The organism is Streptomyces sp. NPDC048479 (assembly GCF_040651435.1).
In the GTDB taxonomy this organism is placed as follows: Bacteria; Actinomycetota; Actinomycetes; order Streptomycetales; family Streptomycetaceae; genus Streptomyces.
In genome coordinates, this window is the sequence record NZ_JBEZKA010000017.1 from 18,195 (window position 1) to 39,288 (window position 21,094).

At 70.2% G+C, this 21,094-nt stretch carries 18 protein-coding genes, 1 tRNA gene and 1 pseudogene; 14 read left to right on the forward strand and 6 right to left on the reverse strand.

What is annotated here, in order from left to right; translation table 11 throughout:
- Window positions 1-8 precede the first annotated feature (8 nt).
- Window positions 9-1,010 carry a cation diffusion facilitator family transporter gene (locus AB0D12_RS24945; RefSeq protein ID WP_362686905.1) on the forward strand — a complete coding sequence of 334 codons (1,002 nt, stop codon included), beginning with the start codon at window positions 9-11 and terminating at the stop codon, window positions 1,008-1,010.
- On the opposite strand, the gene AB0D12_RS24950 is transcribed toward AB0D12_RS24945, so the two are convergent.
- Window positions 980-1,759 carry a phosphatase gene (locus AB0D12_RS24950; RefSeq protein WP_362686908.1) on the reverse strand — a complete coding sequence of 260 codons (780 nt, stop codon included), beginning with the start codon at window positions 1,757-1,759 and terminating at the stop codon, window positions 980-982. The genes AB0D12_RS24945 and AB0D12_RS24950 overlap by 31 nt on opposite strands.
- Window positions 1,760-1,857: 98 nt before the next feature.
- Window positions 1,858-2,451 (reverse strand): TetR/AcrR family transcriptional regulator, encoded by a 594-nt coding sequence (locus tag AB0D12_RS24955; RefSeq protein WP_362686911.1) that lies wholly within the window; start codon window positions 2,449-2,451, stop codon window positions 1,858-1,860.
- Between the two features lie 121 nt (window positions 2,452-2,572).
- Between AB0D12_RS24955 and AB0D12_RS24960 the strand changes: the two genes are divergently transcribed.
- The 6 genes and pseudogenes from AB0D12_RS24960 to AB0D12_RS24985 form a co-directional block, all read left to right on the forward strand.
- Complete coding sequence (locus AB0D12_RS24960; protein ID WP_362686914.1) at window positions 2,573-4,189, forward strand: carboxyl transferase domain-containing protein; 1,617 nt, start codon at window positions 2,573-2,575, stop codon at window positions 4,187-4,189.
- 8 nt (window positions 4,190-4,197) lie between these two features.
- Window positions 4,198-6,228 (forward strand): acetyl-CoA carboxylase biotin carboxylase subunit, encoded by a 2,031-nt coding sequence (locus AB0D12_RS24965; RefSeq protein ID WP_362686917.1) that lies wholly within the window; start codon window positions 4,198-4,200, stop codon window positions 6,226-6,228.
- Window positions 6,225-7,166, forward strand: a complete 942-nt coding sequence (locus tag AB0D12_RS24970; RefSeq protein WP_362686920.1) for a hydroxymethylglutaryl-CoA lyase — start codon at window positions 6,225-6,227, stop codon at window positions 7,164-7,166. Before AB0D12_RS24965 ends, AB0D12_RS24970 begins: the two co-directional genes overlap by 4 nt.
- Before the next feature lie 2 nt (window positions 7,167-7,168).
- A complete protein-coding gene (locus tag AB0D12_RS24975; RefSeq protein WP_327323726.1) occupies window positions 7,169-8,329 on the forward strand; it encodes an acyl-CoA dehydrogenase family protein in 1,161 nt (386 codons plus the stop codon).
- A gap of 219 nt (window positions 8,330-8,548) precedes the next feature.
- Window positions 8,549-9,574, forward strand: coding sequence for an ABC transporter substrate-binding protein (locus tag AB0D12_RS24980; protein WP_362686922.1), 1,026 nt, complete (start codon window positions 8,549-8,551; stop codon window positions 9,572-9,574).
- Window positions 9,575-9,576: 2 nt separating this feature from the next.
- A pseudogene (locus tag AB0D12_RS24985) lies at window positions 9,577-10,113 on the forward strand (siderophore-interacting protein); the annotation flags it as partial.
- A gap of 190 nt (window positions 10,114-10,303) precedes the next feature.
- On the opposite strand, the gene AB0D12_RS24990 reads toward AB0D12_RS24985, so the two are convergent.
- Complete coding sequence (locus AB0D12_RS24990; protein WP_362686925.1) at window positions 10,304-11,911, reverse strand: beta-N-acetylhexosaminidase; 1,608 nt, start codon at window positions 11,909-11,911, stop codon at window positions 10,304-10,306.
- Window positions 11,912-12,118: 207 nt separating this feature from the next.
- Here AB0D12_RS24990 and AB0D12_RS24995 point away from each other — a divergent pair, with 207 nt between their 5' ends.
- The 3 genes from AB0D12_RS24995 to glmS all read left to right on the forward strand — a co-directional run bounded on the left by AB0D12_RS24995 (window position 12,119) and on the right by glmS (window position 15,221).
- Window positions 12,119-13,012, forward strand: coding sequence for a DUF4429 domain-containing protein (locus AB0D12_RS24995; RefSeq protein ID WP_362686928.1), 894 nt, complete (start codon window positions 12,119-12,121; stop codon window positions 13,010-13,012).
- Between the two features lie 66 nt (window positions 13,013-13,078).
- A complete protein-coding gene (locus tag AB0D12_RS25000; protein ID WP_327323730.1) occupies window positions 13,079-13,357 on the forward strand; it encodes a hypothetical protein in 279 nt (92 codons plus the stop codon).
- 46 nt (window positions 13,358-13,403) lie between these two features.
- On the forward strand, window positions 13,404-15,221 hold the full coding sequence (glmS, locus tag AB0D12_RS25005; RefSeq protein ID WP_327328325.1) for a glutamine--fructose-6-phosphate transaminase (isomerizing): 1,818 nt from the start codon (window positions 13,404-13,406) through the stop codon (window positions 15,219-15,221).
- A 140-nt stretch (window positions 15,222-15,361) separates the two neighbouring features.
- Here the strand turns inward: glmS and AB0D12_RS25010 are convergent, their stop codons facing one another.
- Window positions 15,362-15,934, reverse strand: coding sequence for an acetate uptake transporter (locus AB0D12_RS25010; protein WP_327323731.1), 573 nt, complete (start codon window positions 15,932-15,934; stop codon window positions 15,362-15,364).
- A gap of 256 nt (window positions 15,935-16,190) precedes the next feature.
- Complete coding sequence (locus AB0D12_RS25015) at window positions 16,191-16,712, reverse strand: universal stress protein (protein ID WP_327328326.1); 522 nt, start codon at window positions 16,710-16,712, stop codon at window positions 16,191-16,193.
- Window positions 16,713-17,079: 367 nt separating this feature from the next.
- On the opposite strand from AB0D12_RS25015, the gene AB0D12_RS25020 reads away from it, so the two are divergent.
- The 4 genes from AB0D12_RS25020 to AB0D12_RS25035 all read left to right on the forward strand — a co-directional run bounded on the left by AB0D12_RS25020 (window position 17,080) and on the right by AB0D12_RS25035 (window position 19,918).
- The gene (locus tag AB0D12_RS25020; RefSeq protein ID WP_362686932.1) at window positions 17,080-17,514 is read left to right on the forward strand and encodes a hypothetical protein; all 435 of its coding nucleotides are present in this window, start codon (window positions 17,080-17,082) and stop codon (window positions 17,512-17,514) included.
- 386 nt (window positions 17,515-17,900) lie between these two features.
- Complete coding sequence (locus AB0D12_RS25025) at window positions 17,901-19,118, forward strand: helix-turn-helix domain-containing protein (RefSeq protein ID WP_362686935.1); 1,218 nt, start codon at window positions 17,901-17,903, stop codon at window positions 19,116-19,118.
- 10 nt (window positions 19,119-19,128) lie between these two features.
- Window positions 19,129-19,731, forward strand: a complete 603-nt coding sequence (gene orn, locus AB0D12_RS25030; protein ID WP_362686938.1) for an oligoribonuclease — start codon at window positions 19,129-19,131, stop codon at window positions 19,729-19,731.
- Window positions 19,732-19,845: 114 nt separating this feature from the next.
- Window positions 19,846-19,918, forward strand: a tRNA-His gene (locus AB0D12_RS25035).
- A 126-nt stretch (window positions 19,919-20,044) separates the two neighbouring features.
- Here the strand turns inward: AB0D12_RS25035 and AB0D12_RS25040 are convergent.
- Window positions 20,045-21,094 carry a LacI family DNA-binding transcriptional regulator gene (locus AB0D12_RS25040; protein ID WP_362686941.1) on the reverse strand — a complete coding sequence of 350 codons (1,050 nt, stop codon included), beginning with the start codon at window positions 21,092-21,094 and terminating at the stop codon, window positions 20,045-20,047.

Sequence of the window (21,094 nt, forward strand, 5' to 3'; positions counted from 1 at the left end):
TCCGGTACATGAGCGAACAGCCTGCGAGCACCGGCGAACAGCCTGCGGGCACGAGCGATGAGCCTGCGGGCACAGGGGAGAGCACCTTCACGGTGATCGTCGCGGCGGTGGCGAATCTCGGCATCGCCGTGGCGAAGGCCGTCGCCGGCACGATCAGCGGTTCCAGCGCCATGCTCTCCGAGGCCGCGCACTCGGTGGCCGACGCGGTCACCGAGCTGCTGCAGCTCACCGCCCTCAAGCGGAGTGCGAAGCCGGCCGACGAGGACCATCCGCTCGGCTACGGCCCCGAGCGCTACGTCTGGGCGCTGCTCGCCTCCGTCGCGACGTTCGTCGGCGGTGCGGTCTTCTCCGTCTACGACGGCATCCTCACGCTCACCCACAGCGCGGAACCGGGCGATCCGCTCGTCTCGTACCTCGTGCTCGGCGTCGCCTTCCTGCTGGAGGGCTACGCGCTGTGTACTGGCGTCCGGCAGGTCCGCGCCGAGGCCGCCCGGCCGGCGGCGCCGGTCGGCCGCCATCTGCGGCTGACCCCCGACACCGCGGTCAAGGCGGTCGTCCTGGAGGACACCGCGGCACTCGCCGGTCTGCTGCTCGCGGCCGGCGGACTGCTCGGCGGGCAGCTGACGGGCTCCGGCGTCTGGGACGGTGTCGCGTCGGTCCTGATCGGCGTGCTGCTGGTCCACGTGGCCTGGGTGCTGGGACGCGGCCACGCCCGGCTGCTGATCGGCCGCCCGGTCCCCGAGCCGATGCGCGAAGCCGTACGGGAGGAGATCCTCACCGTTCCGCACATCGTGGACGTACTGGAGCTGACCACGCTCGTCCAGGGCCCGGCCGAGGTCCTGATCGCCGCGAAGGTCGACTTCCGGGACGCCTCGAGCGCCCGGCAGATCGAGTGGGCGTGCGAGGAGGCGGAGGAGCAGCTGCGGGAGCGCTTCCCCGCGATCCGGCGTGTGTATCTGGATCCGACACCGGGACTCGGTCAGGAGAGGCCGGCCGCGTCCAGCAGATAGGCGGTCATCGGGTCGTAGAAGCGCGGATCGGTGACATGGTCGTCGAGCGGGACGGTCACCTGGAGGGTGCCCTCCGCCTCGCCGATGAACAGCGCCGGGTCGTTGCAGTCCGCGAATCCGACGGAGTCGAGACCGCGCTGCCCCGCGCACCCGGCCCAGCCGTGGTCGGCCACCACCAGATCGGGCAGCTCGCGGCCCTCCCGCTCGAGCCCGTCGAGGATCGCGGCCATGGGCGCCGGTGAATGCGTGTGCCACAGGGTCGCGCCGCGCTCCAGCATCGCGACGTCCGCGAACTGGAAGACCATGCCCTCGTCGGCCGTCAGCCCGCCCGGAATCCGTACGATCTCGCAGCCGGCGGCCCGCAGCGCGTCGGCCGTCTGTCGGTGCACATCCAGCAGCCCACCCGGGTGACCGGTCGCGAAGAGCACCCGCTGCTGCCCGGCGGCGGCCTTGCGCAGCCGGGCCGCCATCCGCTCCAGGGCGTCGACGGTGAGCTCCGGGTCGATGGTGTCCTGGCCCTGCCGGTGCCCGGGATCGTCGCTGACGCCGCACCGCTCGGCCATCACGGCCAGCACGTCCTGCTCGTCGGTCCAGCGGTCGCCGAGCTCAAGGCCGAGCCAGTAGTGCCGGTCGCCGTTGGCGAGCTTGCGGTAGTGGGAGAGGTTGTTGTCGCGGGGGGTGGCGACGTCTCCGGCGATACGTGAGCGGACGAGGTGGTCGACAAGGGCGGCGCGGCTGGGTATCGGCATGAGCCCCATTGTGCCGTCAGGTACACGCAGCGTGCCGGGCATCCCGAACGCTGGACGTACCCGGCCGATGACCTGCGGCGGCCGCGCGGCGCGGGCCTTCAGCCCGTCAACGACGCGAACGCCCCGTGCGCCAGGCGCCGCAGCAGTGTCTCCGTCGCCGCCCGGCCGGGCAGGCCGCTGCCGTACGAGCCGAGGTGCGGCGTCGAGTTGAGCAGGCCGAACACCGCGTGGACCGCCGCCCGTGCCTCCGCCTCGGGGACTTCCGGATGCAGTTCCCGTACCGCGGCGACCCACAACTCGACGTACTGCCGCTGCAGCTGCCGCACCAGCTTGCGGTCGCTGTCGCGCAGCCGGTCCAGCTCACGGTCGTGAAGGGTGATCAGCGGCCGGTCGTCGAGAGCGAAGTCGATGTGCCCGTCGATGAGGGAGGCGAGCAGCACCTCGGGGTCGGCATCGGCCTCCTCCACCCGTAGCCGGCCGCCGCTCAGCAACCGTTCGCTGATGCCCACCAGCAGTTCGGCGAGCATGGCGTCCTTGCCCGCGAAGTGGCGGTACAGCCCGGGTCCGCTGATGCCGACAGCCGCCCCTATCTCATCGACGCCGACGCCGTGGAAGCCGCGCTCGGCGAAGAGGCGGGCGGCCTCCTTGAGGATCTGCTCGCGGCGCTTCGGCGCATCCGTCCTGGTGGTCATGGCATTGATTCTAGACAAGCCTGTTAGCGCTCGTTAACCTGGAGGAAACGCGTTAACGCTCATTAACTGATCCTCGTACGGAAGCGACAACGGAGTCGTACGGGCAAGGGGGCTCAAGACGATGCAGCAGGCACCCGTGCTGGCGAGCGCGGCAGATCCCGCCTCGACGGCCTGGCAGGCCAACGAGGCGGCGCACCAGGAGCTCGCCGACGGCCTGCGCGGCCGACTGGCGGCGGCCCGCCTCGGCGGCGGCGAGAAGGCCCGCGCCCGGCACACGGCGCGCGGGAAGCTGCTGCCGCGCGACCGCGTGGACACGCTCCTCGACCCGGGCTCGCCCTTCCTGGAGCTCGCCCCGCTCGCGGCGGAGGGGATGTACGACGGCCAGGCCCCGGCCGCCGGAGTGATCGCCGGGATCGGGCGGGTCAGCGGCCGCGAGGTGGTCGTCGTCGCCAATGACGCCACGGTCAAGGGCGGCACGTACTACCCGATGACGGTGAAGAAGCACCTCCGCGCCCAGGAAGTGGCTCTGGAGAACCGTCTGCCCTGTGTCTATCTGGTGGACTCGGGCGGCGCCTTCCTGCCCATGCAGGACGAGGTCTTCCCCGACCGCGAGCACTTCGGGCGGATCTTCTACAACCAGGCGCGCATGTCCGGCGCCGGCATCCCGCAGATCGCGGCGGTCCTCGGCTCCTGCACGGCCGGCGGGGCGTACGTCCCGGCGATGAGTGACGAAGCGGTCATCGTGCGGGGCCAGGGCACGATCTTCCTCGGCGGCCCGCCGCTGGTGAAGGCCGCGACCGGCGAGGTCGTCACGGCGGAGGAGTTGGGCGGCGGCGAGGTCCACTCCCGGATCTCCGGCGTCACCGACCATCTCGCGGAGGACGACGCGCACGCGCTGCGGATCGTACGGAACATCGTGGCGACGCTCCCCGAGCGCGGCCCGCTCCCCTGGTCGGTCGAGCCGGCCGAGGAGCCGAAGGTGGACCCCGCCGGGCTGTACGGCGCGGTGCCGGTCGACTCCCGCACCCCCTATGACGTACGCGAAGTGATCGCCCGGGTCGTGGACGGCTCCCGGTTCGCGGAGTTCAAGTCGGAGTTCGGCACGACGCTGATCACCGGCTTCGCCCGGATCCACGGCCATCCGGTCGGCATCGTCGCCAACAACGGCATCCTGTTCTCCGAATCCGCCCAGAAGGGCGCGCACTTCATCGAGCTGTGCGACCAGCGCGGTATCCCGCTGCTCTTCCTGCAGAACATCTCGGGCTTCATGGTCGGCCGGGACTACGAGGCGGGCGGTATCGCCAAGCACGGCGCGAAGATGGTCACGGCCGTGGCCTGCACCCGGGTGCCGAAGCTGACGGTCGTCGTCGGCGGCTCGTACGGCGCGGGGAACTACTCGATGTGCGGCCGGGCTTATTCGCCGCGCTTTCTGTGGATGTGGCCGAACGCCAAGATCTCGGTGATGGGCGGCGAGCAGGCCGCTTCGGTGCTGGCGACGGTCAAGCGCGACCAGCTCGAAGGGCGCGGCGAGGTGTGGCCCCCCGCCGAGGAGGAGGCCTTCAAGGAGCCGATCCGCGCGCAGTACGAGCAGCAGGGCAACGCCTACTACGCCACGGCACGGCTGTGGGACGACGGCGTGATCGACCCGCTGGAGACCCGGCAGGTGCTGGGTCTGGCCCTGACCGCGTGTGCCAACGCCCCGCTGGGTGAGCCCGGCTTCGGCGTCTTCCGGATGTGAGGACCTCCATGTTCAGCACTGTCCTGGTCGCCAACCGAGGCGAGATCGCGGTACGGGTCATCCGCACCCTGCGCGCGATGGGCATCCGATCGGTCGCCGTCTTCAGCGACGCGGACGCGGACGCACGGCATGTACGGGAGGCGGACACGGCGGTCCGTATCGGCCCGGCGCCCGCGGCCGAGAGCTATCTCTGTGTGGAGCGCCTGCTGGAGGCCGCGGCCCGGACCGGCGCCGAGGCGGTCCACCCGGGCTACGGCTTCCTCGCCGAGAACGCGGGCTTCGCGCAGGCCTGCGCCGACGCCGGCCTGGTCTTCATCGGCCCGCCCGCCTCGGCGATCTCGCTGATGGGCGACAAGATCCGTGCGAAGGAGACGGTGCAGGCGGCGGGCGTCCCGGTGGTGCCGGGCTCGTCCGGTTCGGGACTGACGGACGATCAACTGGCGGCTGCCGCCCGGGAGATCGGAATGCCGGTGCTGCTGAAGCCCTCGGCGGGCGGCGGCGGCAAGGGCATGCGGCTCACCCGGCTCGAATCGGCGCTGCTCGAGGAGATCGCGGCGGCCCGCCGTGAGGCCCGTGCCTCCTTCGGCGACGACACCCTCCTTGTGGAGCGCTGGATCGACCGGCCCCGGCATATCGAGATCCAGGTCCTGGCGGACGGCCACGGCCATGTGGTCCACCTCGGCGAGCGCGAGTGCTCGTTGCAGCGCCGCCACCAGAAGATCATCGAGGAGGCGCCGAGCGTCCTGCTGGACGAGAAGACCCGCGCCGCGATGGGCGAGGCCGCGGTCCAGGCGGCCCGCTCGTGCGGCTACCGGGGCGCGGGCACGGTGGAGTTCATCGTCCCTGGCCATGACCCGTCCGCGTACTACTTCATGGAGATGAACACCCGCCTCCAGGTCGAGCACCCGGTGACGGAGCTCATCACCGGTCTGGACCTGGTCGAGTGGCAGCTGCGGGTCGCGGCGGGCGAGCAACTGCCCTTCGCGCAGGAGGACATCAGCCTCACGGGCCATGCGGTCGAGGCCCGTGTCTGCGCCGAGGACCCCGCACGCGGCTTCCTGCCCTCGGGCGGCACGGTCCTCGCGCTGCACGAGCCGCAGGGCGACGGGGTGCGCACCGACTCGGGCCTGGCCGAGGGCACGGAGGTCGGCAGCCTGTACGACCCGATGCTGTCGAAGGTCATCGCGTACGGCCACGACCGCCCGACCGCCCTGCGCAGACTGCGCGCGGCTCTCGCGGACACGGTCACCCTCGGCGTCCCGACGAACGCGGGCTTCCTGCGCCGTCTGCTGGCCCACGAGTCGGTGGTCTCCGGCGACCTGGACACGGGCCTGGTGGAGCGCGAGGCGGACGACCTGGTCCCGGAAGGTGTCCCGGACGAGGTGTACGCGGCGGCCGCGGCGGTACGACTGGCCGGGCTGAGTCCGCGGCGGGGTGCGGGCTGGGTGGATCCCTTCTCGGTGTCGAACGCCTGGCGCCTGGGCGGCACCCCCGCCTGGACGGTCCATGACTTCCGTATCCCCGGCCGCGACCCGGTGCATGTGCGCACGCGCACGGTGGCCGGAACCATGGAGATCGCGCTCGGTGAGGCCGCGGCGGCGGCCGGTGCGGAGCCGCCCGGCCGGGGGGCCCGCATCCGCCTTGTCGCGCTCGAGCCCAGCCGGGTGACGATCGAACTCGACGGCGTCACCCACACCTTCACCCACGCCCTCTCCCCGGAGGGGACCTGGTTCGGCCAGGACGGCGACAGCTGGCACGTCCTGGACCACGACCCGGTCGAGGCCTCCCTGAGCGGCGCCGCGCACGCCGGCGCCGACACCCTGGCCGCACCGATGCCGGGCACCGTCACCGTGGTGAAGGTCGCCGTCGGGGACGAGGTCGACGCGGGCCAGAGTCTGCTGGTCGTCGAGGCGATGAAGATGGAGCACGTCATCTCCGCCCCGCACGCCGGCACCGTCACCGAGCTGGACGTCACACCCGGCTCGACCGTCGCCATGGACCAGATCCTGGCGGTCGTCACCCCGAGGGAGGAAGCATGACCGACGGGCTGCCCATGGCCGTTCCCGTGCAGGATCTGCCGCCCCGCGTCCGTATCCACGAGGTCGGCGCCCGCGACGGGCTGCAGAACGAGAAAACGGTCGTTCCGACCGAGGTCAAGGCCGAGTTCATCCACCGGCTCGCCGACGCCGGTCTGACGACGATCGAGGCGACCAGCTTCGTCCACCCCAAGTGGGTGCCCCAACTCGCCGACGCCGAGCAGCTGTTCCCGCTGCTCGGCGACATCGAAGGCGTCGAGCTGCCCGTCCTCGTACCGAACGAACGCGGGCTCGAGCGGGCAACGGCCCTCGGTGCGCGCCGGATCGCGGTGTTCGGATCGGCGACCGAGACCTTCGCACAGCGCAATCTCAACCGCACCGTCGGCGAGTCGCTCGCGATGTTCGAGCCGGTCGTCGCCAAGGCCCGCGCCGACAAGATCCATGTCCGCGGCTATCTCTCCATGTGCTTCGGCGACCCGTGGGAGGGCCCGGTCCCGGTCCACCAGGTCGTCCGGGTCGCCAAGCAGCTGATGGACCTCGGCTGCGACGAACTGAGTCTCGGCGACACCATCGGCGTGGCGACGCCCGGCCATGTGCAGAGCCTGCTCGCCGAGCTCAACGAGGAGGGCGTGCCCACCTCGGCGATCGGCGTGCACTTCCACGACACCTACGGGCAGGCCCTCTCCAACACCTTCGCCGCGCTCCAGCACGGTGTGACCACCGTGGACGCCTCCGCGGGCGGCCTCGGCGGCTGCCCGTACGCGAAGAGCGCGACCGGAAACCTCGCCACCGAAGACCTTGTATGGATGCTCGACGGCCTCGGCATCGAATCCGGGGTCGACCTCGGCCGGCTCACCGCCACCAGCGCGTGGATGGCCGAACAGCTGGGCCGTCCAAGCCCCTCCCGCACCGTGCGTGCCCTCTCCCACAAGGAGTCGTAGCAATGTCGCTCGACCATCGCCTCACCCCTGAACACGAGGAACTGCGCCGCACCGTCGAGGCGTTCGCGCACGACGTCGTCGCACCGAAGATCGGCGACTTCTACGAGCGCCATGAGTTCCCGTACGAGATCGTCCGCGAGATGGGCCGGATGGGCCTGTTCGGACTGCCCTTCCCCGAGGAGTACGGCGGCATGGGCGGCGACTATCTCGCCCTCGGCATCGCCCTCGAGGAGCTGGCGCGCGTCGACTCGTCCGTCGCGATCACGCTCGAGGCGGGCGTCTCGCTGGGCGCGATGCCGGTCTACCGCTTCGGCACGGAGGAGCAGAAGCAGGAGTGGCTGCCGCGGCTCTGCTCGGGCGAGCTGCTCGGCGCGTTCGGGCTGACCGAGCCCGGCGCCGGCTCGGACGCGGGCGGCACGAGGACGACGGCCGTCCGGGACGGCGACGAGTGGGTCATCAATGGCTCCAAGTGCTTCATCACCAACTCCGGTACGGACATCACGGGCCTGGTGACCGTCACGGCGGTCACCGGCCGCACGCCCGACGGCAAGCCGCTGATCTCCTCGATCATCGTCCCGTCCGGCACTCCCGGCTTCACCGTCGCCGCGCCCTACTCCAAGGTCGGGTGGAACGCCTCGGACACCCGCGAACTGTCCTTCGACGACGTCCGGGTGCCGCTCGCCAACCTGCTCGGCGAGGAGGGTCGCGGATACGCCCAGTTCCTGCGGATCCTCGACGAGGGCCGGATCGCCATCTCGGCGCTGGCGACGGGGCTCGCGCAGGGCTGCGTGGACGAGTCCGTGAAGTACGCCAAGGAGCGGCACGCCTTCGGCCGGCCGATCGGCGCCAACCAGGCGATCCAGTTCAAGATCGCCGACATGGAGATGCGGGCGCACATGGCCCGGGTCGGCTGGCGGGACGCGGCCTCGCGTCTCGTCCAGGGTGAGCCGTTCAAGAAGGAGGCGGCGCTGGCGAAGCTGTACTCGTCGACCGTCGCCGTCGACAACGCCCGCGAGGCCACCCAGATCCATGGTGGCTACGGCTTCATGAACGAGTACCCGGTGGCCAGGATGTGGCGGGACTCCAAGATCCTGGAGATCGGCGAGGGCACGAGCGAGGTCCAGCGGATGCTGATCGCACGGGAGTTGGGCCTGTCCGGCTGACGCGCGGGTGAACGGGGGCGGCCTGGAAAGGGTCGCCCCCCGTTCGCGTTCGGGCCGCTTTCGGACCGGCTGCGGGCAGGCCCCTGGGGGTCCGGTCTGCTCATCGGGCCTCGGTGTGCGCATCACGGCAGACACTTGCTGGACAGCAGCTAAGGTTAGGCTAACCTACCTTTCGAACTGTCAGTGGCCGAACCGGCACGCACGAAAACGGACATCATCATGCCCAACGCCCGTCCTTCCCATCTCACCCGTCGCGGCGTGCTCGCCGCGGGCAGCGCCCTCGGGCTCGGCATCGCGCTCGCCGCCTGCGGCAAGAGCGACGACAAGGGCGGCTCGGGCAAGGCCGGCGAGAAGTCCGGCCCCTGGTCCTTCAAGGACGACCGCGGCACGAACGTCCAGTTGAAGACGACCCCGAGGAACATCGTCGCGTTCATCGGCACCGCCGCGGCCCTGTACGACTACGGCGTCGAGGTCAAGGGTGTCTTCGGCCCGACCAAGGGCAAGGACGACAAGCCCGACGTCCAGGCCGGCGACCTCGACATCAACAAGGTCGAGATCATCGGCAATGTCTACGGCGAGTTCAAGATCGAGCAGTACGCGGCCCTGAGCCCCGAGCTGCTGATCACCAACATGTGGGCCAAGGACGACCCGTGGTACGTCCCGCCGCAGTCCAAGGACAAGATCATGAAACTGGCTCCCAGCGTTCTGCTGTGGGCGGCCGGAACCACGATGCAGAAGGCGCTGCAGCGCCACGCCGAACTCGCCGAGTCCCTCGGCGGTGACGTCAAGGGCAAGCAGGCCGCTGCCGCCAAGGCCCGCTTCGAGAAGGCAGCGGCCCGGCTGCGCGCGGCTGCCAAGGCCAAGCCGGACATCAAGGTGCTCATCGGCTCCGCCAGCCAGGACCTCTTCTACGTCTCCGTGCCGAAGATGTCCGCCGACACCCTGTACTTCCAGGAGCTGGGCGTGAAGTTCGTCGAGCCCAAGGCGAACGCCCAGGGCTTCTTCGAGGAGCTCAGCTGGGAGAACGTCGGCAAGTACGGCGCCGACATCATCATCATGGACAACCGCTCCTCGGCCCTGCAGCCCGCCGCACTCACCTCCAAGCCGACCTGGGCCGAGCTGCCCGCGGTCAAGGCCGGACAGGTCCTCCCGCGCGTCACCGAGCCCATCTACTCGTACGACAAGTGCGCGCCGATCCTCGAGGACCTGGCCAAGGCCATCGAGACCGCGAAGAAGGTCGCCTGACCATGACAACAACGGCCGAGCCCGCCCCGTTCCGCTTCTTCGACCTGCGGGTGATACGGACCCGGCGGCTCGGCCCGTCCATGGTCCGCGTCACCTTCGGCGGCGAGGACCTCAAGGACTTCGCCGCCGGAGGACGCGACCAGTCCCTCTCGCTCTTCCTTCCGCAGCCGGGCCAGGACGCGCCCGTGGTTCCCGTGGACGCCGGTGACAGCAGCGCCGTCTTCGCCGCCTGGCGGGCGCTGCCCGACGATGTGCGGGCCGTGATGCGCTCGTACACGGTGCGGGAGCAGCGCCAACTCCCGGGCGAGGCGGGCGAGGTGGACATCGACTTCGCGATCCACGCCGCGACGTCGGCCGCTGACGGGGCGGGCGTCGGACCGGCCTGCCGCTGGGCCGGCCGGGCCGCACCCGGCCACCGCGTGATGGTGCTCGGCCCGGCCGTCGCCGACAACACCGCCGTACGCTGCCGACCGCCCGAGGACACCGAGTGGGTGCTGATCTGGGCCGACGAGACGGCCCTGCCGGCCGCCGCGGCGATCGGCGACAATAAGCCCCGTCGGCGGACATCCCAGCCCCTCCGGCGTTTGAGGAGCGGGGCTTGGGGCGGAACCCCAACATGAGCCTCGCCGGCGATTGAGGCGCAGGGTCCCGGGAGCCGAACCCCCAAACCCAACCCCGCCGGCGATTGAGGCGCAGGGGGCCCGGGAGCGGGGGCCCCGGGGGTCGGGCTCAGGCCGAAGGCCAGGGCACCTGCGGCGAGCGGTAGAAGTCGATCCCGAGCGCCGCCATCCTCGGCCCCTGCGCCGCCAGCCGCACCTTGTACGCCTCCCAGTCATGCGTGGACGCCGGCGACCACCCCAGCTCCGCAACCCCCGGCAGCCTCGGGAAGGCCATGAACTCGATGTGGTCGCTGGTGGAGATCGTCTCCGACCAGAGCGGCGCCTCGACACCCGCGACCGCGGATCCGGGCGCGCCCGGCAGATACGTCGCCGGGTCCCAGTCGTAGGAGCGCCGCACCTCCACAAAGCCGGCCCAGTCCAGGCCGAGCGGCGTGTCCTTGTTGTACTTCATATCGAGGTAGACCCGGTCGGCGGGCGACAGGATCAGCCCGGTGCCGTTCCGCGCCGCCCGCGCGACCTGCGCCTTCTCGGCGTCGCTCGTGTCGTCCAGGCCCCAGTACTGGGCGAGCGCTCCCTTCGCCGGTGTGGCGCCGGTCAGCTGATGCCAGCCGACCACGGTCTTCCCGTACTTGGCGACGATCGGCTGCACCTTGTCCATGAACGCCACATAGTCGGCGTGGCTGGTGGAGTGGGCCTCGTCGCCGCCGATGTGGAGGTATCTGCCGGGGGTGAGCGCGGCCAGCTCACGTACCACGTCGTCCACGAAGTCGTACGTCACGGGCTTGGGCACGCACAGCGAGCTGAAGCCGACGTCGGTGCCGGTGTAGAGGGGCGGCGCGATGCCGGAGCAGTTCAGCTCGGCGTACGAGGCGAGCGCCGCGTTGGTGTGTCCCGGCATGTCGATCTCGGGGACGACCTCCAGATAGCGCGAGGCGGCGTGGCCGAGGATCTCCTGGTAGTCCTTCTTGGTGTAGTGGCCGCCGCGTCCGCCGCCGACCTGGGTGGAGCCGCCGTACGTGGCGAGACGCGGCCAGGAGTCGATGGCGATCCGCCAGCCCTGGTCGTCGGAGAGATGCAGATGCAGCTTGTTGATCTTGTAGAGGGCCAGCTGGTCGATATAGCGCTTGACCTGGTCGACGGTGAAGAAGTGCCGTGAGACGTCGAGCATCGCGCCTCGGTAGGCGTACCGCGGGGTGTCGGTGATGGTGCCGCCCGCGACCTTCCACTGCACCTGCTGTCTGCTGTCCTTCTCCACCGAGGCCGGCAGCAGCTGCCGCAGCGTCTGGACGGCGTGGAAGAGCCCGGCGGGCTTGTGGGCGGTGAGGGTGAGCGAGCCGCGCGTGGACTCCAGCCGGTAGCCCTCCTCGCCCAGGCCCTGGTCCCGGGGGCTCAACCGCAACTGGATGCCGCCGGGGAGGTGGTCGTCGGTGACGGGCAGGGCGTAGCCGGTGGAGGGCCGCAGGATCCGGGCGAGATACGTGCCGATCTGCCGTGCCTCGCGGGAGTGGTCGTCGACGCGGATACGGGTCCACGGGGTGAGGGTGTACGGCGCTCCGCCCGGCTGTACGGAGGCGGGCGCGGGGACGATCTGGCCGAGCGGGCGGACGGCGGGAGCCGGTTCCGCGCCCGCGGGCACGGCCCCGACGGTGGAGATCCCTGCCGCCACGACGAGCAGCAGCGAACCGAACAGACGGGGGAACGTTCTGGGCTGTCTCACAGGCCGGGTCCCTTCGACGGGCGTCGCAACTGTGGTGCTGAGCAACCGAACGGCAGTCATCATGCGTACCGCGAGCCCCAACTCCGGTCAAGGTGTAGACCACACTGCGCATCCCCCGGACCCCGGCCGGAATCACCTGGGCCGGAGCCCTCGCCAACTCGCCCTGGGCGAACCCACGTACGCCACCGCCGGTGCGAGAATCCCCGTATGGCGGAAATCATCCAGAAGGACGGCACTTGGACCTTCGACGGGGACACGGTGCGCATCGTGCCCGGCAGCGACAAAGGCGTGAGCCTGCTGCGGAAGACCCTCGGTGAAGTCGCCGTACCCCTGGAGGGGCTCGCCGGGATCTCCTTCGAGCCGGGCAAGAAGTCGGGACGGCTGCGACTGCGGCTGCGCAACGGCGCCGACCCGCTCCTTCAGATCACCGGCGGCAAGCTGGAGGACGGCTCCGACCCCTACCGGCTGACGGTGGAGAACGACCGGACCGGCGTCGCCGAGTACTTCGTCGACGAGGTGCGCCACGCCCTGCTGCTCGACCAGGTGCAGACCAGCCCTGTCACCGGCTATCTGCTGCCCGGGCCCGCTCTCCCGATCACCGTCGGCGCGGGCGACGGCACCGCCACCTTCGACGGGGAGCGGATCCGGCTGGATTGGAACTGGAAGACCGAGGAGTCCAAGTCCTCGGGCGGCCCGCGCACGCTCGCGCTCGAGGACGTGGAGTCGGTGGAGTGGCTGCCCTCCGCCGGCCTGGAGAACGGCTATCTGCGCTTCGCCGTGACCAAGGCCCCGACGAAGGCCCCGGCCAAGTACGACCCGCACGCCGTGGAGCTGTGGGGCTTCCGCAAGGACCCGCTGATGGCGCTGGTCGCGGCGGCCGTGGTGGCCCGTATGCCGCATCCGTACGCCCCGGCGCCCGTCGACACTCCCCCGCGGCTCGCGCCGGGCGCACTCGCACCCGCACCCGCCGCCGCGCCGTCCGGCGACGATCATGACGCGCTGCTGCGCCGACTGCGTGAACTGGGCGAGCTGCATCAGGCCGGGATACTGACGGACGACGAGTTCGCGACCGCCAAACAGGCCGTTCTGAAGCGCCTCTGAGTGACATCTGCCCGGAATCGGGCAGGATTCTTGCAAACACCGTAGGTCACCCAGCAATATCTACGGGTGCTCGAACGCCGCCCATCGTCACACGACGAACTCATCGACCATCTGGTGCGCAGCACCGCGCTCCAGCGCGGTGAGGCAGCCCGGGTGGTACTCGACGTGCTGGCGTACTTCGACGAGAAGACCGAAGAATTCGTCCGCCGCCGCCACCGCGAGCTGCAGTCCGGTGGCCTGGCGAACACGGAGATCTTCGAGCGGATCGCGGCCGAACTGCCGCACCGCGCCGTGGCGCCGCCGGAGCTCTCGCTCCGCCAGCTGCGCCGCATCGTCTACGGCTGACCGGCCCGCCGGGCACACCACTGACCTATGGAGGGGAAGAGACTTTATGTGCGGAATTGTCGGTTACATCGGCAAGCGTGATGTGGCACCGCTGCTGCTGGAAGGCCTGCAGCGGCTGGAGTACCGGGGTTACGACTCCGCGGGCATCGTGATCACCAGCCCCAAGACCGCCGGGCTGAAGATGGTCAAGGCCAAGGGCCGGGTCCGTGACCTGGAGGCCCGTGTCCCCAAGCGCTTCGCCGGCACCACCGGCATCGCCCACACCCGCTGGGCCACCCACGGCGCCCCGAGCGACGAGAACGCCCACCCCCACCTCGACCCCGAGAACAAGGTCGCGATCGTCCACAACGGCATCATCGACAACGCCTCCGAGCTGCGCGCCAAGCTCGTCGCCGACGGCGTCGTCTTCCTCTCCGAGACGGACACCGAGGTGCTGACCCACCTCATCGCCCGCTCCCAGGCGGAGACCCTGGAGGAGAAGGTCCGCCAGTCGCTGAAGCTGGTCGAGGGCACCTACGGCGTCGCCGTGATGCACGCCGACTTCAACGACCGCATCGTCGTCGCCCGCAACGGCTCCCCGGTCGTCCTCGGCATCGGCGAGAAGGAGATGTTCGTCGCCTCCGACGTCGCCGCGCTGGTCGCCCACACCCGCCAGATCGTCACCCTCGACGACGGCGAGATGGCCACCCTCAAGGCCGACGACTTCCGCACCTACACCACCGAGGGTTCGCGTACGACGGCCACGCCGACCACCGTGGAGTGGGAGGCCGAGTCGTACGACATGGGCGGCCACGACACGTACATGCACAAGGAGATCTCCGAGCAGGCCGACGCCGTGGACCGCGTGCTGCGCGGCCGCATCGACGACCGGTTCTCCACCGTGCACCTGGGCGGCCTGAACCTGGACGCGCGTGAGGCGCGCGGCGTGCGCCGGATCAAGATCCTCGGCTGCGGCACCTCGTACCACGCCGGCATGATCGGCGCCGGGCTGATCGAAGGCCTCGCCCGTATCCCCGCGGACGCCGAGCCGGCCTCCGAGTTCCGCTACCGCAACCCGGTCGTGGACCCCGACACCCTCTACATCGCGGTCTCCCAGTCGGGTGAGACGTACGACGTACTCGCCGCCGTCCAGGAGCTCAAGCGCAAGGGCGCGCGCGTCCTCGGCGTGGTGAATGTCGTCGGCTCGGCGATCGCCCGCGAGGCCGACGGCGGTGTGTACGTCCACGCCGGTCCCGAGGTCTGCGTCGTCTCCACCAAGTGCTTCACCAACACGGTGGTCGCCTTCGCGCTGCTGGCGCTGCACCTCGGCCGCATCCGCGACCTCTCCGTGACCGACGGCAAGCGGATCATCGAGGGCCTGCGCAAGCTGCCCGAGCAGATCAGCGAGATCCTCGAGTCCGAGGCAGACATCAAGAAGCTGGCCGAGGAGTACGCGGGCGCCAAGTCGATGATGTTCATCGGCCGGGTGCGCGGCTACCCGGTGGCGCTGGAGGCCTCCCTGAAGCTCAAGGAGATCTCCTACATCCACGCCGAGGCGTACCCGGCCTCGGAGCTCAAGCACGGTCCGCTGGCGCTGATCGAGCCGGCGCTGCCGACGGTCGCGATCGTCCCGGACGACGACCTGCTGGAGAAGAACCGCGCGGCCCTGGAGGAGATCAAGGCCCGCAGCGGCAAGATCCTCGCCGTCGCGCACCGCGAGCAGGAGAAGGCCGACCACACCATCGTCGTGCCGAAGAACGAGCACGAGCTGGACCCGATCCTGATGGGCATCCCGCTCCAGCTGTTCGCGTACCACACGGCGCTGGCCATGGGCCGCGACATCGACAAGCCGCGCAACCTGGCGAAGTCCGTCACGGTCGAGTAGTAGAGCCGTCCGCCCGGGGATACGGCCCCCGGGACGCAGCCGGACACAGGCGGTCCCCCCGCGCGTTGCCACCGATACGCGCGGGGGGGACCGCCTTTTCGTAAGCCGGTGCAGCCCTTGAGCACCGGCTTGTGGCTGCCTCAGCCGGTGGCCGTCACTCCCCGGCCGGCAGCGCGTCCCGAGAACGTGGGCCACTTGGCGAGTGCGGCCGTCGCGCCGTACCAGGCCGCCAGACCCGCGACCGAGCCGACCCAGCCGCCCGCCTTCGCCAGCCCGTCGTTCTCCGCGAACGAGGCGATGCCGAGCAGCAGCAGCGAGACGAACAGCAGCCCGTACACGCCCTGTCCGAACATTCCGCTCCCCGCGGACGCGGCTGTCAGGGTCAGCGCGAGCAGCGCCCACAGCAGCAGGAAGAGCCCTGCCGCCTCGGCGGAGACCTCGGTGCCGACGCCGGTGCCCCAGGTGAACCAGAAGGCGCCGAGGCCCGAGAACGCCGTGCCCGTACCGGCGTTGCCCGCGCGGAACTCGAGCAGGCCGACTATGAACAGTGCGACGCCGCCGACCCAGGTGGCGAGTGAGGAGGCATCGGCCGCGGCGACATTGTCGATCACGCCGGTGTTGCCGACGCCGAATGCCAGCAGGGTCAGTCCGAGCGCGAGATGGCCGAGAGTCGAAGTAGAAGTAGCGCTTCCCGCAGAGACGTCGTTGTCCACGGCGGGCTCCCTTCGTGTCCTGTGCAGTTGTGCTGCTACCCAGCGACCGCTATGTACCCTTCACAAGCGCACAATCCACCTCTACGCACCAGTAGATTTCCTTCCGCGCAGAGGGATTTGACGCCGCCTCACCTGCGTCGAAGCCGCGATTACGGGACAGCCACGACCGGGCGTACGCGGGACAACGTCGATCTACGGGATCCCCGAACACCGGTGACGGGACATCAGTTACGGGATATCGGTTACGGGATGCGGATCACGGGATCACGATGACCGGACGCTGCGCGCGCCGCGCCAGCCGTCCCGCCACCGAACCGAAGATGCGTCCGACGATGCCGTGCGTGGAGCCGACCACGATCGCGTCGGCCGAATACTCCTTGCCGACCTCTTCGAGCTCATGGCAGATGTCGCCGCCGCGCTCGACCAGGATCCACGGCACCTCGGTGAGATAGTCCGCGCAGGCCAGCTCCAGACCGAGCACCTCGGTGCGGTGATCGGGGACGTCCACGAAGACCGGGGGCTCACAGCCCGCCCAGACGGTGGTCGGCAGCCGATTGGCGACATGCACGATGATCAGGCCCGAGCCGGACCGTCTCGCCATTCCGATGGCGTACGCGAGCGCCCGCTCACTGGAGGTCGATCCGTCGAAACCGACGACGACTCCGTGCCGGAAGGCCGGATCGCAGGAATGACATGTCTCTTCTGCCGCTTGCAGGTCCGACAGGGGGTCGGCTACCTGCTTGCGGTCCGCGGGTTCGGGGATTTCGTGACCGGCCATCGGTGTCTCGGCGAAGAAGGTCCTCTTGAGAGGGATCGTCAAGGGAGGGTGCGTCGGTTGGCATGGCGGCGGAGCTGTGTCCGGGAATCATCTTCCCAACCCCATACCCCCAAGGGTACGGCGACACTCCTCTCCTGCCCAGAGCCTGCCCGCCCCATGCGCGGCGTTCCAGGGAGCATGCCCGAGCCCGCCCCGGAGCGCAATGCCGCTTGGCGTATACAGCCGTCTACACCCCGCTACCGGCGCCCGCAGGCGTCTACCGGCATCTACCGGCGTCCATAGGTGCATATGGACGTCGGTCCCAGTGACCGGAAGGCTCCGCTCCTCGTTGGCACCTCGGTCACCCCGCCGCCTCCAGGGAGCTTCCGTGCCCGCACGACCGTCCGCCCCGGCCCCCGCACCCTCCCCGGCCCGTCAGCGCGGACGGCGCCGGGCGCCGCGCCGGGCGCCGCGCCGGGCGCCGGACGCGGCCGCCGCGCCGGCCGAGCACACTTCGCGCTCCTCACACCCCTCGTCGTCCTCGTGCGAGTCGGCGAGCCAGGTGGTCCGCTGGGCGGCGTTCAGCTGTCTGCTGGTCCCTGTCGTGCTGGTCGTGTACGGCACCTCCGTCGGCGGGGCTGCCGCCGCGGCCCTCGGCCTCGCCGCTGTGACCGCCGCCTGCCGGGTGCTGCTGCGCCAGTCCGAGCGCAGCGCGGCCCGCGCCCGCGCGGCCGAATCGGCACCCACCCGCCGGCGACGCGCCAGGACCGCCCCGGGGGCCCGGAGCCGTCGGCGCGGGGCGGGAAGTACGTCCGGAGACTGACGGGTTCACACACTCGGACCCGTATGTTTTCAGCCAACTTCGCGCCTGTAGCCTCCTCTTGGCGAAATGGCCTGCCAACCCCCTTGCCACCAGGGAAGAAAGGGCCATTCGCGGCCCGCGCACCCTACGGGGACGGGCCATGCACGCGATGCACACTTCCCTGCGCGGCCCACGAGTGGAACGCTTCGTGATCGAATGCTTCGCGCCAAGTTGCCAAGTCGACATAGCGGGGCATGCCGAACTTGTCACGGCGGCGCCACGGGACGCAGTAGATTCGATCATGAGTATCTAAGGCTGGGGACTCGTGCAAAACCGAGGGGAAACGTGCAGGAGCGAGAGGCCCGAAACGAACGGGGAGACGCGAACACCGAGGGGGGCTTAGCGTCATGAGTCAGGACTCCGCCGCACCGGAGGTGGCACGTAAGCTCTCCGGGCGCCGGCGCCGGGAAGTCGTCGCAGTGCTGCTGTTCAGCGGCGGCCCAATTTTTGAAAGTTCCATCCCACTCTCGGTGTTCGGAATTGACCGTCAGGACGCCGGAGTTCCCCGTTATCGGCTGCTTGTCTGCGGTGGCGAGGAGGGCCCGCTGCGGACCACCGGCGGGCTGGAACTGACCGCGCCGTACGGACTGGAGGCGATAGGGAGAGCAGGCACCGTCGTCGTGCCGGCCTGGCGGTCGATCACGTCACCGCCACCGGTCGAGGCGCTCGACGCCTTGCGCAGAGCGCATGAGGAGGGAGCCAGAATCGTCGGACTGTGCACTGGTGCGTTCGTACTCGCCGCGGCCGGTCTGCTCGACGGCCGACCGGCGACCACGCACTGGATGTACGCGCCGACACTCGCCAAGCGGTATCCGTCCGTCCATGTGGATCCGCGGGAGCTCTTCGTCGACGACGGCGATGTGCTCACCTCCGCGGGCACGGCGGCCGGAATCGATCTCTGCCTGCACATCGTGCGTACGGACCACGGCACCGAGGCGGCCGGGGCACTGGCCCGCAGGCTGGTCGTGCCGCCGCGGCGCAGTGGCGGGCAGGAGCGCTATCTGGACAGGTCTTTACCAGAGGAAATCGGGTCGGACCCGCTGGCTGAGGTCGTCTCGTGGGCACTGGAGCATCTCCATGAACAGTTCGACGTGGAGACTCTGGCCGCGCGGGCGTACATGAGCCGACGGACGTTCGACCGGCGATTCCGCTCGCTCACCGGCAGCGCGCCGCTGCAATGGCTGATCACCCAGCGGGTGCTGCAGGCCCAGCGGCTGCTCGAGACCTCCGACTACTCGGTCGACGAGGTCGCGGGCCGCTGCGGCTTCCGCTCCCCGGTGGCCCTGCGTGGCCATTTCCGGCGCCAGCTGGGCTCATCCCCGGCCGCGTACCGGGCCGCCTACCGGGTGCGCCGTCCGCAGAGCGAGTCCGTCCCGGCCCCGGTGGTGGAGCCGGTCGTGCCGGCGCAGGCCTCGCTGCAGGCCAGGCGTGCGGCCGCGGCGACGGGACCGTCCGGTCCTGCCGCCGTCTCGGCCGCGCCGCCGGAGCTCAGCAAGACCAGTTCCGAGGCGTACGCGACAGGTCACGGCCGTCCGAGCCTGCCCGGCCAGCGGAGTGCGCCATAAGGTAGGACGCATGAACGATCGCATGGTGTGGATCGACTGCGAGATGACCGGGCTCTCGTTGACGGAAGACGCACTCATCGAGGTGGCCGCACTGGTCACCGACTCGGAACTGAACGTGCTCGGTGAAGGGGTGGACATTGTGATCCGCCCGCCGGACGCTGCGCTGGAGACGATGCCCGAGGTGGTGCGGCAGATGCACACCGCCTCGGGCCTCCTCGAGGAGCTCGCGGGCGGTACCACGCTCGCGGACGCCGAGGCGCAGGTCCTGGCGTACGTACGCGAGCAAGTCAAGGAGCCCGGCAAGGCCCCGCTGTGCGGAAACTCGGTCGGTACCGACCGCGGCTTCCTGCTGCGAGACATGCCGACGCTGGAGGACTACCTCCACTACCGGATTGTCGATGTCTCCTCGGTCAAGGAACTGGCTCGCCGCTGGTTCCCGAGGGCGTACTTCAACAGTCCGGAGAAGAACGGCAACCACCGGGCGCTGGCGGACATCCGCGAATCCATCGCGGAACTGCGCTACTACCGCGAGGCGGTCTTCGTACCGCAGCCCGGACCCGACTCGGACACCGCGAAGGCGATCGCGGCGAAGCACGTCCTGCCAGTGGAGTGAGGCGGGACTGACGCAGACGTGAGTCCCGCGTCAGGGCCGCAACAACCCGGGCGCGAGCACCCTCCCCGACCCTGTACACTTTTTCTCGGCCGGTCGGGAGAAGGACCGGTCGTGGTGGGTATAGCTCAGATGGTAGAGCACCTGGTTGTGGTCCAGGATGTCGCGGGTTCGAGTCCCGTTACTCACCCTGAACGATCAAGGGCCCCGGTCTTCGGACCGGGGCCCTTGATCGTTTTCCGCGTGTGATCTCCGTCTGGGCGTGATCTTCGTCCGCGTGTGATCCCTGTCTGTGTGTGATCTCTGTCCGCGTGGTCTACGACGACTCGCGTACGACCAGCTCTGTAGGGAGCACGATTTGGGGTCGCTCCGCCGAGCCGCTCTTTATCTCCTGGAGCAGCACCCGGGCCATCGTGCGGCCCATCTCCTCGATCGGCTGACGCACGCTGGTGAGCGCCGGATCCATATGGCGGGCCACCGCCGAGTCGTCGAAGCCGACGAGCGCCACATCGTCCGGTATCCGGCGGCCCGCCTCGCGCAGCACATGGCGCGCGCCCGCCGCCATCACGTCCGAGGCCGCGAAGACGGCGTCCACGTGCGGGCAGCGCTCCAGGAGTTCCCGCATCGCGCGGCGGCCGCCCTCCTCGGTGAAGTCGGCGGGTGCCGTCAGCCGGGCCTCGGGGGCCTGGCCCGCCGCCTCCAGGGCCGCGCGGTAGCCGTCGAGACGGCACTGGGCGCCGTACACATCGAGGCGTCCGGTGATCGTCCCGATGGTGCGGCGGCCGCGCGCCAGCAGATGGGCGACCGCACTGCGCGCGCCCTCGAAGTTGTCGGAGTCGACCGCGGCGAGTGTCTCGCGCTCGGACCTGCGGCCGCTGATGACGGCCGGGATGGAGAGCTGCTCCAGCATGTCGGGGATCGGATCGTCGGCGTGCACCGAGACCAGCAGGACGCCGTCCACGCGGTGCGCGGCCAGATATGTGGCCAGCCGGCGGCGCTCGCGGTCGCTGCCGGCCAGTGTGAGCAGCAGCTGCATCTCCGTGTCGGCGAGGGCCGCGCCGACGCCGCGGACCATGTCGGAGAAGTACGGCTCGGCGAAGAACCGGTCCTCCGGCTCCGGGACGACGAGCGCGATCGCGTCGGTGCGGTTGGCGGCGAGCGCGCGGGCGGCGCGATTGGGTACGTAACCGAGTTCGGCGACGGCCGCCTCGACGGCGGCACGGGTGCGGTCGCTGACCCGTGGCGAGCCGTTGATCACGCGGGAGACCGTGCCCCGGCCGACTCCGGCGCGGGCAGCCACCTCTTCGAGGGTGGGCCTGCCCGTACGCCGCCCGCCGTTCCGCGTACGGATGGTCCGAGACACCAT